Annotated in this window: 13 protein-coding genes; 5 read left to right on the top strand and 8 right to left on the bottom strand. The window is 40.0% G+C overall.

The genetic code is table 11. From position 1 onward, the window contains the following. The first annotated feature begins 4 nt into the window (after positions 1–4). Positions 5–2,116, top strand: a complete 2,112-nt coding sequence (locus tag G7092_RS29190) for a peptidase domain-containing ABC transporter (RefSeq protein ID WP_166095702.1) — start codon at positions 5–7, stop codon at positions 2,114–2,116. Between the two features lie 73 nt (positions 2,117–2,189). Here the strand turns inward: G7092_RS29190 and G7092_RS29185 are convergent, their stop codons facing one another. Then, positions 2,190–3,233 (bottom strand): DUF8457 domain-containing protein, encoded by a 1,044-nt coding sequence (locus G7092_RS29185; RefSeq protein ID WP_166095699.1) that lies wholly within the window; start codon positions 3,231–3,233, stop codon positions 2,190–2,192. Between the two features lie 72 nt (positions 3,234–3,305). On the opposite strand from G7092_RS29185, the gene G7092_RS29180 reads away from it, so the two are divergent. Together G7092_RS29180 and G7092_RS29175 are read left to right on the top strand one after the other, a co-directional pair. Continuing rightward, positions 3,306–3,878 carry a thymidine kinase gene (locus G7092_RS29180; RefSeq protein ID WP_166095697.1) on the top strand — a complete coding sequence of 191 codons (573 nt, stop codon included), beginning with the start codon at positions 3,306–3,308 and terminating at the stop codon, positions 3,876–3,878. Positions 3,879–4,029: 151 nt separating this feature from the next. Continuing rightward, on the top strand, positions 4,030–4,407 hold the full coding sequence (locus G7092_RS29175) for a response regulator (RefSeq protein ID WP_166095695.1): 378 nt from the start codon (positions 4,030–4,032) through the stop codon (positions 4,405–4,407). Positions 4,408–4,546: 139 nt separating this feature from the next. On the opposite strand, the gene G7092_RS29170 is transcribed toward G7092_RS29175, so the two are convergent. Both G7092_RS29170 and G7092_RS29165 read right to left on the bottom strand, forming a co-directional pair. After that, positions 4,547–6,730: a TonB-dependent receptor family protein gene (locus G7092_RS29170; RefSeq protein WP_166095693.1), complete on the bottom strand. Its 2,184-nt coding sequence runs from the start codon at positions 6,728–6,730 to the stop codon at positions 4,547–4,549. A gap of 120 nt (positions 6,731–6,850) precedes the next feature. Beyond that, positions 6,851–7,402 (bottom strand): hypothetical protein, encoded by a 552-nt coding sequence (locus G7092_RS29165; protein ID WP_166095690.1) that lies wholly within the window; start codon positions 7,400–7,402, stop codon positions 6,851–6,853. A 265-nt stretch (positions 7,403–7,667) separates the two neighbouring features. Here G7092_RS29165 and G7092_RS29160 point away from each other — a divergent pair, with 265 nt between their 5' ends. Beyond that, complete coding sequence (locus G7092_RS29160) at positions 7,668–7,859, top strand: cold-shock protein (RefSeq protein ID WP_076378023.1); 192 nt, start codon at positions 7,668–7,670, stop codon at positions 7,857–7,859. Positions 7,860–7,998: 139 nt separating this feature from the next. Here the strand turns inward: G7092_RS29160 and G7092_RS29155 are convergent, their stop codons facing one another. Further along, a complete protein-coding gene (locus G7092_RS29155; protein ID WP_166095688.1) occupies positions 7,999–8,859 on the bottom strand; it encodes a sigma-70 family RNA polymerase sigma factor in 861 nt (286 codons plus the stop codon). A 314-nt stretch (positions 8,860–9,173) separates the two neighbouring features. After that, positions 9,174–11,630 carry an AsmA family protein gene (locus G7092_RS29150; protein ID WP_166095686.1) on the bottom strand — a complete coding sequence of 819 codons (2,457 nt, stop codon included), beginning with the start codon at positions 11,628–11,630 and terminating at the stop codon, positions 9,174–9,176. A gap of 162 nt (positions 11,631–11,792) precedes the next feature. On the opposite strand from G7092_RS29150, the gene G7092_RS29145 reads away from it, so the two are divergent. Beyond that, entirely contained in the window at positions 11,793–13,088 is a 1,296-nt protein-coding gene (locus tag G7092_RS29145) for a pepsin/retropepsin-like aspartic protease family protein (protein ID WP_166095684.1), read from the top strand. Here the strand turns inward: G7092_RS29145 and G7092_RS29140 are convergent, their stop codons facing one another. The 3 genes from G7092_RS29140 to G7092_RS29130 form a co-directional block, all read right to left on the bottom strand. Further along, complete coding sequence (locus G7092_RS29140; RefSeq protein ID WP_166095681.1) at positions 13,089–13,682, bottom strand: DUF4202 domain-containing protein; 594 nt, start codon at positions 13,680–13,682, stop codon at positions 13,089–13,091. A gap of 15 nt (positions 13,683–13,697) precedes the next feature. Beyond that, positions 13,698–15,545, bottom strand: coding sequence for a chloride channel protein (locus tag G7092_RS29135; protein ID WP_166095679.1), 1,848 nt, complete (start codon positions 15,543–15,545; stop codon positions 13,698–13,700). 77 nt (positions 15,546–15,622) lie between these two features. Beyond that, positions 15,623–16,318, bottom strand: a complete 696-nt coding sequence (locus G7092_RS29130; RefSeq protein WP_166095677.1) for a Crp/Fnr family transcriptional regulator — start codon at positions 16,316–16,318, stop codon at positions 15,623–15,625. Positions 16,319–16,442: the final 124 nt, after the last annotated feature.

Genomic DNA, 16,442 nt, shown 5'->3' with positions numbered 1-16,442 from the left:
AGCAATGAGCATTAAAATAAAACAGCGGGATATAACGGATTGCGGGGCAGCTTGTTTAGCTTCTGTCTCATCACACTATAAACTTGATCTTGCGGTTGCCCGTATCAGGCAGCTGGCAGGTACCGATAAAAAAGGAACCAATGTATTGGGCATGGTTGAGGCGGCCCAGAAATTAGGGTTTGAAGCCAAAGGGGTAAAAGGCCCTTTTGAAAGCTTGTTCAAAATACCTAAACCTGCTATAGCCCACCTGGTGGTAAAAGAAATTTTGCACCACTACGTAGTAATCTATAAGGTTACCGATAAATTCATCGAGGTGATGGACCCAATTGACGGGCAACTGAGTCGCAGGACCCATGATGAATTTAAGAAAGAATGGTCCGGAACACTGATTTTGTTGCTACCGTCGGAAGAATTTGAAGCGGGGAACGAAAAAAAATCTGTAGAGGGGCGTTTTTGGACATTGATTAAACCCCACAGAAGTATTTTAATACAGGCGCTGTTTGGTGCTGTTGTTTATACCATTTTAGGTTTGTCAACTTCGGTTTTTGTGCAAAAACTGGTCGACTTTGTATTGGTTGACGGAAACCGAAACCTGCTCAATATTATGGGTATAGGCATGGTAATTATTTTGGCATTGCAGCTTTTTATAGGTACTGCCAAAACTATATTTACCCTGAAAACCGGGCAAATGATTGATGCCAAACTCATCTTGGGCTATTATAAACATTTGCTCAGGCTGCCGCAACAGTTTTTTGATACCATGCGCGTGGGCGAGATCATTTCGCGTATCAATGATGCAGTAAAGATCCGTACGTTTTTGAATGATGTAAGTATCAATTTCCTGGTAAACATATTCATCGTTGTGTTTTCCTTTATCATGATGTTTACCTATTATTGGAAACTGGCACTCATCATGCTTAGCGTTATTCCTTTATATCTGGCTATTTATTACATAACTGATAAACTCAATAAAAAGGCGCAGCGCAAACTGATGGAGGATGCTGCAGAGCTGGAATCGCAGCTGGTAGAAAGCTTAAACGCTGTTGGTACCATAAAACGTTTTGGCCTGGAAGATCATGCAGATGAAAAAACAGAAGTGCGTTTTGTTAGATTGCTGAAAATCGGCATGAAATCAAACCTGAACTCTGTGTTTTCAGGTACCTCTTCCGAATTGATATCTCGTTTATTAACCATAGCCCTGCTTTGGGTAGGTGCCGGTTATGTGATGGATAATAACATAACCCCTGGTGAGCTTTTATCATTTTATACCTTGATAGGTTATTTTACCGGACCGGTATCATCATTGATCGGGATGAACAGAACCGTACAGGATGCCGTGATTGCGGCCGACAGGTTGTTTGAGATTATGGACCTGGAGCGCGAAAAAGATGAGAACCAAATTGATCTCAGTCCCGATAAAATTGGTGATATCCGTTTTGAAAATGTTTCTTTCAGGTATGGTACAAGAGTAGCTGTTTTTGATAACCTGAGTTTGATTATCCCGAAGGGTAAGTTTACCGCTATTGTAGGCGAAAGCGGTTCGGGTAAATCTACACTCATGTCGATATTGCAAAACATATATCCTATACAAGGAGGTAATGTACGTATAGGCGAGTATGATCTCAAATACATCAACAATTCGTCTCTTCGTCAGATGATATCAGTAGTGCCCCAGCAAATTGACCTGTTTGCCGGTAATGTTATTGATAACATCGCTGTTGGCGACAATGAGCCGGATATGAAAAAGATCATCGATATATCAGCTAAGTTGGGTATAACCGGCTTTATCGAATCGTTACCCAAAGGATTCCAAACTTACCTGGGTGAGAATGGAACATCACTCTCTGGCGGTCAAAGGCAACGTATTGCAATAGCCCGGGCATTATACCGTAATCCCGAAATTCTGATATTGGACGAAGCCACTTCTTCGCTTGATTCTGTGTCTGAAAAGTACGTGCAAAAGATGATTGAAATGTTAAAAGAAGAGCAAAAGACAGTAATTGTTATTACGCACCGTTCAAGCACTTTAAATAATGCAGATAATATCATTGTATTGGACAAAGGTATGGTGATAGAACAAGGAAGCCATAAAAAATTAAATTATAGTTTGAGCTAAAAGCCGAAAGCTTAACGTTTTTCCTTAAAACAAGAAAAGCCCCGATATATCGGGGCTTTTCTTGTTTTAGTTTTTAGCCTGCAGGATATCTTCGCTTTAGTAAAGCATAAAATTTTTCGGCAGTAGTAGGTTTGCTTTCCCAGTTATTTTTTACAACATAGTTGGTTTTCAAGAAACGTTCGGCTTCCTCAAATGAATTAAAGCGGTTCACTATTTCAACAGCTTCGCTATATGCCAAACTGTAACCATTAAACAAATCTTTAATATAAAGCAGTTTATCGTTTAGGTTAATGGCCGATTTTAGATCGGTAATAGGCAAAACAGTTGCTGGAGATGAGGCAGCAGGAGCCCCTTTATCTTTTTCGGCTTTTAGTGCCGATATTTTTTGATTAATGGTAAGTATCTTATCGTCAGTAGCAGCTTTACTATTATCTGCGTGATCAACAATTGGCTCTGATTTGGTTTCTCTAAAAGGCAGTTCTGAAACAGGTTGAACATCTGCGGTTGCCGGGGGCAATTGTTCAGTAAGCTCTTCCTGTTCAAAGTGGTCCTCTTCATCTTCCCATTCAGCGGTCTGGTCAATCTCCAGTTCTTCTTTTACAGGTTCTGGTTCATGACGTTCAAATGAATAGGTGTCGCTCGTGCTTTCCGTTTCCAGATCAATGTGTGGAACAGACTGTTCTTCCTTTAATGGCTCTGGCTCGTTTTGAACAGGGTTATAAGGTGGCTGAACAGGCGGAACAGCGGCTTGAGTTAGCTCCAGTTTACTTTCAACAGCAGGCTTTTGTTGTACCACAGGTTCAAAATAACGTTGCTCATGTATAGGCTCCGGCTTTTTATCAATAGGTGCAGGGGGAGGCAACGGCAATGGAATGGGTTTGCTTATTTCTATTACCGGCTCCGGCTTTTCGGCGATGGGGGCCGGTGCGGGCGGATTGGCGCGCTCATGCAATCGGCGTAATATTTCGGCATGGTCTTTCAGAAAATGGGCATTGGCAACAAACAGTTCCAACTCAAGTTCATTCAGTTCGCTGCTTTCGGCTTCAAGATAATTATATTGGTCATTAAGCTCTTTTAAAATACCACCTATCTTTTTAAATACATCCAATTGCTTCATGGCTTCAATCTTAGAAAAATGCTTACCAAAAATAGGATTAAATTCTGATATTTGCCCTCCACAATAGTCAGAATGGTATTTAACGAGGAAATTTTTAAACGTAAAAGTGAATTAGGCGGAAGTATTGAACTGATCTGCGGATCGATGTTTTCTGGTAAAACAGAAGAGCTGATCAGAAGGCTTAATCGTGCCCGGATCGCGAAGCTGAAAATAGAGATATTTAGTCCCAAAGCCGACACTCGTTTTGTTGAAGATGCCCTGGTATCACACAATGCCAATTCAATTCCTTCTACCCCGGTTGATAATGCTTCGGCCATATTGTTACTGAGTAGCGATGTGCACGTGGTTGGCATTGATGAAGCCCAGTTTTTTGATGATGAGCTGCCCGATGTTTGCAACGTATTAGCCAATAAGGGTATACGTGTAATAGTTGCGGGGTTGGATATGGATTTTAAGGGTCGTCCATTCGGCCCGATGCCGGCCATTATGGCCATTGCCGAATCGGTTACCAAATTACACGCTGTATGTGTAAGGTGTGGTAACCCGGCGCTTTATTCGTACCGTTTAGTGCCCGATGAAGCCAAAATACTCCTGGGTGAACAGGAAAGTTATGAACCCCGCTGCCGTATTTGCTATCATAGCTAACAGGAAAAATATTTTTTGTATAAATCCCTCTTTTTCAAAACAAAAGGTAGCATGTCATGTGTTTATGTTTTGGTAGATTATAGTGTGCTTATAATTAATTTATTTAATTATAATTAAAGCATGTGCTATTCATTCTTAAGTTATGGGTTTTATGGCGAAAAAAATCTTAGTGATCGAAGACGATAAAGACATCAGGGATACCATTGTGTACGTACTGGAAGAGGAGGGCTATGAAGTAATAGCCTCTGATAATGCCAGGATACTGAAAAAAGTAAACGACCTGGAACCCGATCTGATATTGCTCGATAACTGGCTTACCGACTGGACGAGTGATTTAAGCGGGCAACAGTTAAGCAAGGCATTGAAAAATAACCCAACTACCAGGCATATACCGGTGATCCTTGTTTCGGCGGTTAATAATTTAAAAGAAATTGCCCAGGCCGGCGAGGCTGATGGATATATCCAGAAACCATTTGACCTGACCGAACTTAGTGAAGTGGTAAAACGACATATTGCAATAGATTTATAAAAAAAAATAGAAATATTGGAATCAAGAAAAAAGGCACTAATAACAGGAGATGCTTTTTGCTTTTAATCTTCTGGTTTACATGAAAATACTTATTGTCAAAACGGCCCTTCAAATATAGTTTGAAAGGCCGTTTTTGTATCTATAGCTTCATACCGAAGCCAATATTAAATGTACGGCCGTCGGCTGGTAAAATTCCGGGACCTGGGTACATATTGATACGGCGTGTAAAATATTTGGCGTTAAACAGGTTATTAACGTTTGCAGTAAGATGATAATTTTTGAGAAAGTTAAAGTTTAATGCCCAGTCAACCACATGGTAAGCTGGTACCAAACCCGTAGCGCCGGTTGGATTAAATACGGTATTATTGGCATCGCTGAAACTTTTACTGGTGTAGCTGTACTGTAGTGTGCTGCTCACATGCCCGCTTAAAAATGTTAAACCTGTGCGGTTTATCCAATCAGGTGTACTTTCGGTATAATTGTTTTTTAGGCTGATATTTTTACCCGATTGATTGATAGATCCGTTGATATAACGACCATGGGTATAAGCCAGTGAGTTAAACAACCGCAAATCGCTTCCGGCATGTTCATTAAATGATCTGATCATTGATACTTCGGTGTAGGCCTCTATGCCTTTGGCAACAGCATCGCCAATGTTGGTCATAAACAGGTGGGTTACATTGTTGGCATCGGTTTGGGTTAGTGTACCTGCGCGATTATTATAACGTACGTAAAAGCCATTAACATCAAAATTAAATATATTGCTTATGCGGCCACGGTACCCCAGGTCGATATCATAACCCCGGCTGTCTTTGATGTTAGGATCAATAACAGTAAGCTGATCGGCAGGGGTAACGGCCGCATATAGATACGGGCGGTAAGCCTGCGAAAAATTACCGTATAATTGGCTGCCGTTGCTAAATTCGTATTGAAGACCTGTACCAAAAAGCGGGTAGTTGCGGTTACCTTTATAACCTATCGGGAAGCTGGCATTATTGATGACGCCCGATGTGGTAGTTTTAATCACCTCGTATCGTACACCTGGAGTTATGGTAAATGCCGGTGTTATCTGGAATATGTTTTCGGCAAAAGCAGCGTAGTTTAAACTGTGTAACCTCAGGTCGATGCCGTATGGTTTAACCAGACTTAGGTCAAAGTCGGTTCCGGTAGTGCCAACACCTTTTTGTTTGCGCTTGGTTGTTTCCTCAAAATATCGTACACCGGTGGTGAAGGTGCTTTTCAGATCGCCTAGCTTATAGCTATGTAGCAAACGGGCTTCGGTGGTGAAGCCTGCATAATAATCACGATCAACCTGGCGTGGGTTATAGGTGTTTAGTTTGGTATTAACCGTGTCTGGCACATTAGGTGTATTGATGAATTGTACACTGTTACGCTGACCAAATAGTACATGAGAGGTTACCTCCAATCTGGTATTGCTGTTAAAGGCGTAGTTAAACAGTAACGCCGGGATATTAATTTCGGGATTAAAGAAATTACGGAAACGGGTAGATTGCCTGTTGTTGGCATTAAACTGATTGTCGGTTAAACCACCTGCAATTTGTTGCCGGTAATCTGAGCGCGAAAATTGTAGTGCGAGGCTACCTTTACTGTTAAATTGGTATTTGATGTTGGCATAATAAGCCCGATAGTTAAAAGCGGCATCGGGGCGCCATCCATCACCGGTACGGGCCGAATAAAATGCATAATAGCTTATCTTACCTACTTTACCGCCAATAGCGTTATAGGAGTTAAAAAAACGGTTGGAACCGGCGCTCTGTTCGGTCTCAAAGCCAAACACTTTGGTACTGTCGCCCTCTTTAATCTTATAATTCACCATCCCACCAAACTGGCTGCCAAATTGTAAGGCAGCGGAGCCGCGTACATATTGAATTTCGCTGATAGCCTGGAAGGGTACATTATAATGGTTTTCGGGATATCCAAATACGTCTGAGTTGGTATTGTATCCATTTTGACGCATATTAACCTCAATTGAACGGTGCACGTCGGTACCTCTGGTACCTATATTGATTTGCAAGCCAGCGCCATCCATTTCCCAAACATTTAATCCCGGTACTTTGACAAAAGTCATACGGACGTTGTTATTGGCCAGGTTTGCTTTGCCTTCATCAGGAAACAACAGGTTTGTTTTTTTGCCTGCAAAAATGTAGGTGCCAATTACATTGGGTAAATGCTTAAGCCGGTTTTCTTTAATAATTACGCTATCGAGCTGCAACGTATCTCTGGCGTTTTTTTGTTGGGCATGCAAGTGGTTAAAACCTAAAACAGGTGGTATAAACAGTAATATTTTATAAAAATTATTCATGTAAAAAGAATTGATAGAATGATGAGCATACCGGTTAATATCACATACATCAGGCACACGTAAAAACAGCGCAGCAATTATGTATGAATTAACTTTATTAATAATAGCAAGAAGAAGATTTTAGGCCATTGCTTCCGGAGGTCTGGTGGCTATCTGAACCAGTGGCTGTTTTATGCTGATATAAATGAAGGTATTTAATTTTTGAACTTCCGGAGACACTGCAAAAAGAATATTAGAGGTTACCGGGAAATTGTATTTATTATCCATCCCGGTTTTTTTGCCCGATGATTCATGCGCTTTTTTACTTACCGGGATATCATTAATCTGTTTGGCATATATAATGTTCTCATTAAGCAGTTTGGTGGTTTCATAGTTGGGTATGCACTGTACAAATAGGGTATCGCGGGTCATTTTAAGCCTCACATAGTTATAGGCTACTCCGTTTAGCTGAATTTGGCCCGATACGCGCGCGTAGGTTTTCCAATCCTGGATTTGGGGCAGGTGTTGTTTTATTTTTATTTCGACAAGGTTATTGATATCGTATTTGCCCTTGCTTATCTGATCGGCCACAAACTTATCAGATTGGTATACCAAATATTGGTTAAGCACCGTATATCCGCCCGTATTAAACAGGTGTAAAAAAAGCAGGAAGGTGGCGAGAGTTCGGGTCAATTAATAATCAATCTAAATTATAACAATACTAGGCATAAATTCATTCAGTTTTGCAATAAATCTTTAGAATAACGAAAGAATATTTGTTGTGTATTTATTACACTAAGCAGTAAGTTAAACAGCTTAGCCTAAGGTTGCACGGCTTTGTTAACAGGTAAATTTTTATATCATCCGTTAACGCTAAAAACTGGTAAAAAAACTTAATTGCCTTATTTATAGTTAATTGTTGATTATTAACCGTATCTTTACTTAATTAAATAAAAATATAATGCAAGGAACAGTAAAATTTTTCAATGAAAGCAAAGGTTTTGGATTTATTACACCAAGTAATGGTGGTGCCGAAGTTTTTGTACATGCCTCAGGCCTTATTGACACTATCCGTGAAAACGACAGTGTTACCTACGATGTAGAACAAGGTAAAAAAGGCTTAAATGCGGTAAATGTAAAAGTAGGTTAAATAACTATTATTATAATCGTACAAGCATCTGCACATTGTGTGGATGCTTTTTTTATGTTCAATAATTGGCATAAATAAAAAAAAGCGAATGGTTTTGGCCATCCGCTTTCTTATTCATGGGCTAATGCCCGGTAATTACTTAGTTCAAATACGATTGTAAAAGATTTGACTTGGAGTTATGACGTAAACGCATCAAAGCTTTATCTTTTAACTGGCGTACGCGTTCGCGGGTAAGATTAAATTTCTCACCTATTTCCTCTAAGGAGTGAGGGGCATATCCACCCAAACCAAAGAATAAAATAATCACTTCACGGTCGCGCTCGGCAAGTATGCTTAATGAACGTTTAATCTCTTGCGAAAGAGAGTCCATCATCAATTCTGTATCAGTCGCGGCATCAGTGCTTTGCAATACATCAAGCAAGGTATTTTCTTCACCCTGTATAAACGGAGCATCCATAGATATTTGACGGCCGGCATTACTTAGTGAATCGGCAATTTTGTCAACAGATACTTCCAGGTCTTCAGCCAGCTCCTCTGGTGTTGGCTGTCTTTCATATTCCTGCTCTAATTTCGAAGCAGCTTTATGTATCTTACTTAATGAACCAATTTGGTTTAAAGGCAAGCGTACAATACGTGATTGCTCAGCAACAGCCGATAATATCGACTGACGGATCCACCATACGGCATATGAAATAAATTTAAAGCCTTTGGTTTCGTCAAAACGTCTGGCAGCTTTAATTAAACCTAAGTTGCCTTCGTTTATAAGGTCGCCTAAAGTAAGGCCCTGATTTTGGTACTGTTTTGCCACTGATACTACAAAGCGGAGGTTAGTTTTAGTTAACCTCTCTAATGCAGCCTGGTCGCCCTCACGGATCTTTTGCGCCAGGATCACTTCTTCCTGTGCACTAATTAAATCTACCTTGCCTATTTCATGCAGATACTTTTCAAGCGACTGAGACTCGCGGTTAGTAATTGATTGGGATATTTTAAGTTGTCTCATTTTTTTGAATAGATTTTTTTCAAGCTAATAAACAGTCCGATAAGATTTTGTCTGGCTAAACTTAACCAGGCGGTATTAAAAAATAAATTAAATTAAACTTTGCTTCTGTAAATTTTACTATACCCGGGATAGTTACGAGGGTTGGCTAATGCTGTTATTGCAGTACGAAGCGTGGTGTTAGTAACCAATAAATGTTTAATCAAATGTATGATCTCTTAAATGGATGCACAAAGATACTCAATTAAATGCTATTATTGTGTCAAAATTACATGACGCAGGGATGTAATAACGGTTTTTTTATGCTCTTTTTTAATTTAGTTAGTTGTTTCGGTGTTTGGCTCTTCTTTTTTCGCCCTGTTCTTGTTCCACTTTATCTTGATTTTTCCGTCATCACCGTCTGTAGCTAATATATGTAAAACAATACCCTTCATGCGTTTTTTATTTCGTTCAGTTTGATCAACTATAGCCGTATCTTTTTTAGGGTTACGGAGCGGTATGTCAAGTGCAATATTGGTGCCTTTTGACAAAGAATATACACCGGCTACATCCATGTTCAACACGCTGGAGTTAATTTGCATTGGGCTGATGTTGATTTTATCACCGTCAATATCAAACCTACCCTTTAGGTTTGAAAAAGTAATATTCTTCAGATCGCGGAACGGGAACGCGAATCTACCTACACTTGTTATGGGGGTAAAATTAATCAATGCTCCCTTTTGCAGGTCAATGGTTGCGGTGCCATTTAACGACCGAGGCACCAAGTCACCATCATTGTTGATACCGCCCGTAAGATGTGCCTGCGCTGATAAAAATCCTCTTAAGTTTTTCGATGAAAAGCTCTTCAATCCAAAATCGTTAAATGAGTCAAAGAAGTTGCTTACATTAACGTTATCAATTTGGGTATTGAGCAAAAAGTTGTTCACCTTACCATTTTGAACAAGGTTTCCTGCCAGTTTTAATGACCCACCCGCGTTTTTAACGCTTACATTTTGCACTTTTATAATATTATTATCCAGTAGCAGATCGGCAGTAGCATCGGTGGCTAAAAACTTTTTATAATAAACTTTGGCTACCCGCAAATGCAGTTCGGCTTTGCCTTTATCAAATGCCGTGTTGAGCTTGTTGTTCAAATTTACTTTGGTATTTTTTGTTTTGGCCGGCGCTTCGCTTTGGCGGGCATTCAAGAAGCCTAAAAATTCGGCTATATGTAGTTGCGGGCTTGTTATTTGCCATACGATCAGTATTTTCTCAGGCGCGGTGTAGTACAGATTTAAAAAATTACTCACCTTTCCTTGCATATTTACCACGCTATTACCAGTTTGCAAGCGGATATTATTCATATACAAATCGTTCTTATAAAATCTTAGTGCAATACCCGTATTTTTAAAATGAAGGTTACGCGGTAAATAACTTACGTCGGCATTTTTGATATTAACTACACCATCCAGCAAAGGCTTGTTTAACTCGTAATTTACCAGGTCGGCTTTGTAAGCCATGGTAATATCGGCAGTTCCTTTTGTAAACTTAAGGCTCTGCTCGCCAATAACGGGATTAAGTTTTTCTACATCAAATTGTGACCGAAATATACCGGTAGCAACCGGGGTACTCAAATTGTTAACAAAAGCGGTATCAACGGTAAATGGCAAACCCTTGTAATTGCCATTAAAATGATACAGCTTGATAACAGAGTTTTCATCCGTTAAACCTTTGCCATTGATATAATTGTTGCTGAACACCCCGTTGAAGCTGCAATTATTAAGACGGCCGGCGGGGGTAGTAAGCGTATTATCTTTTACCTTACAGGTAACAAAGATTAATGGGTCACCGGCGCCAAAACTGCCTTTCAAATCCGCAGTTACGGCAATAGGCGCGTCCAGATCAAACATCCGCAAGCTTTTGGTAATATTGGCAGCCAGTAGATTTGACGCGCTTTTCCAAAGGATGTGATCGTCGGCAATGTTCAGTGTAAAAGTTACCGGGTCCTTTGCTAAATTAAACTGACCACCTATTGTAAAAGTATCATCGCCAATTCCTAATTGGTTAGGCGCCACCGTTATCAATTTGTTTTTGTTATCGTAACTGATGTCAAAAGGGCCATTGAGTAGCTTATCCTTTAAAAAGCTTCCTTTTTGCGTGTTGAATGAAAAACTTTTTACCAATGTTCTTAGTTGGAGATGAGATTTCCAGCCGGTAGGGGGATAGTCCATTTTGCCATCAATATCCTGTACCTCAAAATGAAATAACTTAGATGCTTTACGGTCATCTACAACAAAATTAACATTACTTAGTTCAAAGCGTTTTATCAATGTTGGCGAACTGCTTTTTTCTTTAGTTGAGGCGTTCTTGGGATGGTTACTTTTAAAAATAGCAGTATTGCTATAACCGGTACTATCAGTAAACAGATCGATATTGGCATTACTGATCTCTATTTTATTAATATTAACTGTGCCTTTAAATAAGGCGCGGGCATCTACAGAAACATAAATATCTTTTGCATCCAGCAAGGTATGGTGGTGGCTGGCCCAAAGCTTATCTTTCAGGGTAACATTCTTTAACGCTACCGATACCCCCGGAAAGCCTTTAAAGAAAGTAGGATCGAGCCCGCCGATACTAAGTGTACCATTCAGGTTTTTATTAAGTTCGGTGGTGATAAGGTTAAGTACTTTTTGTTTGTTATAAACCACATAAACGGTAACGCCTATAAAAGCTAATACAGCCAATGCTATAATACCACCCAATACTTTTAATGTTGTTTTAACCCACTTAGGCATGTTTGTTAATTTATCAATAAAGGGTTGAACAACCTAATTGTTTGTTTATAAAGCGCATGGTTATAAAATGTCTGCTCTTTTTTACAAAAGTTCATCATCTATATAAAACAATGACTTGTAACAAAATCCGGTCGAAAATATCTTAACAATACATACCGTTTCATGAAAACAATATACCTTTTAATATTCATAGCTATCGTACTTACTTTTCAATTGCCGGCATCTGCCCAGATAAAGCAGCTTAATGAATTAGTATACACCAAACAATATACGCAATTAGAGCAGGTTTTATCCACGATTAATCTATCGACAAATGACAAGCTACTTTATAAAGCGATTTTGACCAACGCGTTTAATCAACCCGAGGTTTCCAATTTGCTCCTCAAAAAAATATTTACCGTTAAAATAGCGGCAGGCGACAGTAAATTGCAATTTTACCTGCATCGTATTGCTTATGATAACTATGTTAAATTAAATAATTATAAAGAGGCTCATATAGCTGCCGAACAATTGGTTAAAGATTACCGTACCTGGTTTAGCACGAGCGAACTAACCGATCAGTTGGACGAAAACAAAATATGGGCCGCACTTGCAGCTGCTCCTGCTCAGCAGGTGCAAAAACATGCTTCATCGGCTATCCCGGTAAAAAAAGATATGGCCGGTTTGTGGAATATACCCGTACAACAACAGGATAGCAGTTATCTGTTTATTTTTGATACCGGCGCCAATATATCAACCATAACCGCTACCTATGCAAAAAAACTGAATTTGGATGTTATTAAAAACTCCGAAGTACGCATTGAAGGTGGTATGAACGGTGTAAGCAGCAAAGTAAACTTAGGCATAGCCAAACAATTATATATAGGTAAAGTGCAAATTAATAATGCGTTGTTCCTGATATTTCCGGATAGCGCATTAAGTTTTGCGGGTGGAGCCTATAAAATAAACGGCATTATTGGCTTACCTATTATTAAAGCATTGGAAGAAATAACCATTAATAAAGACACTATGCAGATACCTTTAGTGGCTGACAAAAGACCAGTTCGGCATAATTTAGCGCTTGATCTGCTGCAGCCTGTTATATATATGGACTATCAGGATCAGCCATTGCCTTTTACATTTGATACCGGTGCCCAGGTAACTTTATTTAGTGATAATTTTTATAAACAATTTAAGACCAAACTGGATGCTACTGCCAAACAGGATAGCCTGCGTTTGGGTGGTGCCGGCGGTGCAAGGAAAATGAAATCCCTAAAGATGCCGCAATTGGTTTTTGCTGTTGATAAAAAGCAGGCCGTATTCAATAACGTACAGATAAGTTTAGAGACCACACAAGTTAGCGATCAATATTATAATGGCAATATAGGGCAGGATATGTTTACTCAGTTTACCCATATGACTATCAACTTTGTAAATTCATCCGTTTCATTTGGTGACAGAAAAGAACCAACGAAGTAATCAATTGCCGTTGATCAGCTTCAAGGCCTCCTGTATATAATGTAAACCCTGATCGGAATAATTTAGCATTAATGCAAATTGATGACCGTGTGCATCCATTTTTAACAGCGATTTTTTGAGGATATTGATCACTTTATCAGCCTCATATTTGGGGTGAAAATCCTCGTATTGAAATTGCAGGAAAACCAGGCAGAGCGCGTTTTCCATGGTTTGCACGTCATGGTCAACCTTGATCTTCTGCTTGAGCAGGACCTGCCGCACCCTGGCAATTTGCTCTGTGGTGTAACCCACATTTTCCATAATGGCAGCTGTTTTCTCGGCATGATACAAAGCCAGATCCTTGCGCCATTTTAAATAGGCTTCCCGGCCTTCCGGATAAGTATTGCGCGGTATTTCCCAGCGACCGATATGCTGACTCCTGGAAGCAAGTAACAACTCTTCACTGGCATCAGCATTTAATTTATTTACCCAGTTGTACAGTTCAATAGCCAGAAAGTATTCCTGCGGATAGCTTTTGCCCTCCCAGGCAAAAGTATTTGGATCGTTCTGGTTGTAGGCATCAAATTGCTCAAAGGCTGCGTTTAGTTTATTCATAGTGATAACTGATTTTTATCCGGAGTATTCCTTAAGCAATTGCCGGTAACGGTTCAGTACGCTTGATTTAGATATAAAGCCTACAAATTTGTGCTGATCAACCACCGGCAGGTTCCAGGTATTGGTTTCATCAAATTTTTTGACAATTTCCCGTACATCATCTTCCGCGTTAATAATAGCCGGAGGGGTAACCATTACTTTTTGTACGTTCAATTCATCATACATATCCTTATTGAACATTACTGGTCTGATATCATCTAACCGGATGATGCCTTCCAGTATGTGATCATCGTTAGTTACGGCAATAAAGTTTTTCTTACCTACACTTATCAGTTCAATCAATTCAGTAAATGAGGCATAGATGCTGATTTCCTGTATATCATGATCAATCAGGTCGGGGGTATGCAATAGCAGGAGCAGATTTTGATCGTGCTCACGGGTAAATATCTTGCCTTCTTCGGCCAGCTGTTTTAAGTCGGGAGATATAGCCGAAAATCGTTTAGCAATGAGAAATGATACCACCGAAACAATCATCAACGGCAGGAAAAGATCATATCCCGAACTTGACTCAGCGATCAGAAATATAGCCGTAAGCGGCGCGTATAATACTCCGCTCATTACCCCGGCCATTCCCACAATAACCATATTGGTTGTAGGCACATTCGGGATACCCATCTGGGTGCATACTACTGCTATAAAATAACCCAGCGTACCGCCGGCAAATAACGATGGGGCGAAATTACCACCATTACCACCACCATAAATAGTGATAGATGTGGCAAAGGCTTTTAAAAGGCAAATAAAACCCAGGAACAACAAAATAAACCACTCATGAAAAGTGAAATATTTAAAAAAGCTAACCGCTACTACTGATTCTATCTTCCCGGTAGCCAGCACCTTAATGGTCGAATAACCTTCGCCAAATAAAGGAGGGAACAGCACGCAGAGGATTGATAATAGTAACCCGGCTATGATGGCCTTTTGCAACCTGCTCCTTTTAATGTGCTTAAACTGATGCTCCACCCATTGTGATATCACCACAAAGTAACGGGCATACAAACCACAGGCAATACCCAATACAATATAAAATGGTATATTTTTATAGTTAAAAGCCTGTCTTGATGTAAATTGAAACAAAGCCTCCTCATTTAAAATGATCCTGGATACCAAACTGCCACAAACGGCGGCAACAACCAGGGGTATAAAATCAGTAAAAACCACACCGGTAAGCAATATTTCAAAAGCAAACATCATACCTGCAATAGGGGCGTTGAAGGCTGAAGCTATACCCGCTGTGGCACCTGCAGCTAGTAATAAGGTGCGGTCTTTATAATCTAATTTGTAGGTTTTGGCAAAGTTGGAGCCAATGGCCGAGCCCGTCACCGCAATAGGACTTTCCAAACCAGCTGAACCACCCAGACCTACCGTAATGGCACTTTGCACTATCTGTGAGTACATTTTTACCGGTGATACCAGGCTGGAGTTCTGCGCAATTTCATACAGTATAGCCGGAATACCTTTACGATCGTTACCCCGGTAAATGTATAATACTACCAATGTGGTGAGCACGATACCCAGCAAGGGGAATACTACATAAAAAATAACCTGCTCTTCAAACTGAAATTTAGAGGTAATAAGGTAATGGATATAATGCACCAGCATTTTTAAAACTACCCCCGCCAAACCAGCGGTACAACCCACCAGGATACCCGATAGTATCAGAAAATGGCTGTGCGAAAGATAATTGCGCACCCAGAGCAGCACTATTTCGTAGCTCCTGACCTTTTGAACACTGTTGGCCCTGAAATCGCGCTGAAACTTAAAAAAGTTATGAAAACGTTTTAATTTACTGTATTTACTCAATGAAAACCTCCCGGCTGCAATTTAGGTATAAATTTGGAGCAAGCGTTTAAGATATTCAAATCAGTAAGATCTAGCTGCTATCTCTTCCTTCCCAAAGTCATTTCTTTCAGGGCATCCTCGTTCAGGAGTTTAAAGCTTTTGCCATCCAGGGTGATGAGCTTGTTTTGTATAAACTCCTGTGTTACCTTGAAAAAAGTTTCATATACCACGCTGGCATAAGAGGAGATATCCTGCCGGGTAAGTTCAATATTTACATAGCCATCTTCATTTAAACCAAACTGGTTACGCAGGGACAGCAAAGCCTGGGCGATGCGTTCCTTTACCGGCATATGTGCCAGGTTACGCATCCGTTTTTCCGACTCCTGCAGTTCATTAGCAAAAAACTTCATGAGCTTGTACGTAAGCTGGCTGTTTACATTTAATGATGATTCAAAGAAATCCATCTTAACATAACAAACAATCCCCGGTTCAATAGCTGTTGCCGAGACTGGGTAGGTGGATGTATCGCCCAAACCTAAATGACCCAATATATCACCTTGTTTGGCAAATCGCAGGATCAGGTCTTTCTCCTGGTCCCATTGTTTGTGCACTTTTACCACGCCTTGATACATAAAGTATATGCCGTTTACATCGTCGCCTTCCTTAAACAGCTGTTGCCCTTTTTTTAGGGTGATATTCTGTTTATGGGCGCCAATGGCCGGCAGCCAGTCTTTGAGGCTGTTGCGACACAAAAAGCAGGTACTCAGATCGCAGGTGTTGGTGGCTTTTGTCATAAATGTTGCGTGTGCAATAATAGGTATTTAATCGGTTAGCGTTAAATTAAACGCCAGGGTGATTTTTATTGCCTTTATAATGTAATTAATGTAAAAATATAAAAATTATTATTTATTTATATTG

Origin of the sequence: Mucilaginibacter inviolabilis (assembly GCF_011089895.1) — a bacterium.
Lineage (GTDB): Bacteria > Bacteroidota > Bacteroidia > Sphingobacteriales > Sphingobacteriaceae > Mucilaginibacter > Mucilaginibacter inviolabilis.
Note: the sequence above shows the minus strand (reverse complement) of the source record. Positions and strands in the feature narration are given on the sequence as shown.